This is a genomic window from Vibrio sp. R11-SG3-ISO3-SZ (assembly GCF_059834345.1).
Genome location: NZ_JCBDGX010000174.1, coordinates 1 through 1,733 on the forward strand (window position 1 = coordinate 1; position 1,733 = coordinate 1,733).

1 protein-coding gene and 1 pseudogene are annotated in these 1,733 nt (G+C 49.2%); both read left to right on the plus strand.

Features of this window, described 5'->3' with window-relative positions:
• Window positions 1-371: pseudogene (locus tag AC6R1O_RS18385) on the plus strand (septum formation protein); the annotation flags it as partial.
• 92 nt (window positions 372-463) lie between these two features.
• The coding region (locus AC6R1O_RS18390) for an L-serine ammonia-lyase (protein ID WP_500657590.1) at window positions 464-1,733 on the plus strand (1,270 nt) is incomplete at its 3' end.

Below are 1,733 nucleotides of genomic sequence, written 5' to 3' on the forward strand. Positions count from 1 at the left end.
CTTACATGGGTCCTTTGGTGGCATTTGCTGCGATCACCTCAAGCTACTTCGGGCACTTCTTGGGTGCACATGAAGGTTTAGTTGGACTTATCAAATCACGTTCACAAACGCCGGTGAGCAAAATCGAAAAAGGCTCAATGGTATTCATCGTTCTAACCACTTGGGTTGTGGCGATTGTTAACCCAAGCATCCTTGGCATGATTGAAACCATGGGCGCGCCAATGATCGCTGCCATCCTATTCTTGATGCCTGTTTTTGCTATGCAAAAAGTCCCAGCGATGGCGAAGTACAAAACTTCTGCACCTGTACAGATTTTCACAACTATCTGTGGTCTTGCTGCCATTAGTTCTGTAATCTACGGCGCGCTATAAACCGGGCTCTGATTCATCAGGACGGATAGCAAACAAATAGAATAATACTAAGCCTCCCTCTTGCTCGGGAGGCTTACTTTGAGGTAATCAATATGATTAGTGTTTTTGATATCTATAAGATCGGCGTTGGTCCTTCTAGTTCTCACACAGTCGGCCCAATGAAGGCGGGTAAAGAGTTTATTGATGACTTACGTGCAATGGGAAAATTGCGCGACATAACTAAAATCACCGTTGACGTCTATGGATCACTTTCACTGACAGGGAAAGGTCACCACACGGATATCGCCATCATCATGGGTCTTGCTGGCAACACCCCTGAGAAAGTCGATATCGACGCGATTCCAGGCTTTATCGCTCGCGTTGAAAAAACAGAACGCCTTCCTGTTGGCATGCACTGTCATACCGTCTCGTTTCCTAGAGACGGAGGAATGAACTTCCACCGTAGTAACCTCTCTTTGCATGAAAATGGCATGCAGATTCATGCTTGGATTGGTGAAGAGAAAGCCTACTCTAAAACCTATTACTCTATCGGCGGCGGTTTTATCGTTGACGAAGAAAACTTTGGTAAAGAAGAAGCCAACCCAATCAAGGTGCCTTACCCGTTCACATCAGCGGAAGAGCTCGTCAATCAATGTAAAGAGAGCGGGCTATCCATCAGCACCTTGGTGATGAAAAACCAAGCGGCAATGCACTCTGATGAAGAGTCTCGCACTTACTTTGCCAATATTTGGAAAACCATGCGCGAGTGTATGGATCGCGGTATGAACACCGAAGGTATTCTTCCGGGACCATTGCGTGTACCGCGCCGTGCTGCGGCGTTGCGTCAGCAACTGTTGACCTCTGAAAAGACGACCAATGACCCTATGTCTGTGGTCGATTGGGTGAACATGTTCGCCTTTGCGGTGAATGAAGAGAACGCGGCGGGTGGCCGTGTCGTAACAGCGCCAACCAATGGGGCATGTGGCATCATCCCTGCTGTGCTCGCCTACTACGACAAGTTCATTCAAACCGTGACAGAAAAAGATTACATCCGCTACTTTGCTGCATCTGGCGCAATTGGTGGCCTGTACAAACGTAACGCCTCGATTTCTGGTGCTGAAGTGGGTTGTCAGGGTGAAGTGGGTGTCGCCTGTTCGATGGCAGCGGCGGGCCTCGCTGAGCTTATGGGCGGTAGCCCTGAGCAAGTGTGTATGGCAGCGGAAATTGCGATGGAACACAACCTTGGCCTTACCTGTGACCCTGTTGCAGGTCAAGTTCAAGTCCCTTGTATCGAGCGCAATGGCATTGCCGCTGTGAAGTCGATTAACTCGACTCGCATGGCGCTTCGCCGCTCGTCAGCACCAACAGTATCACTGGATAAAG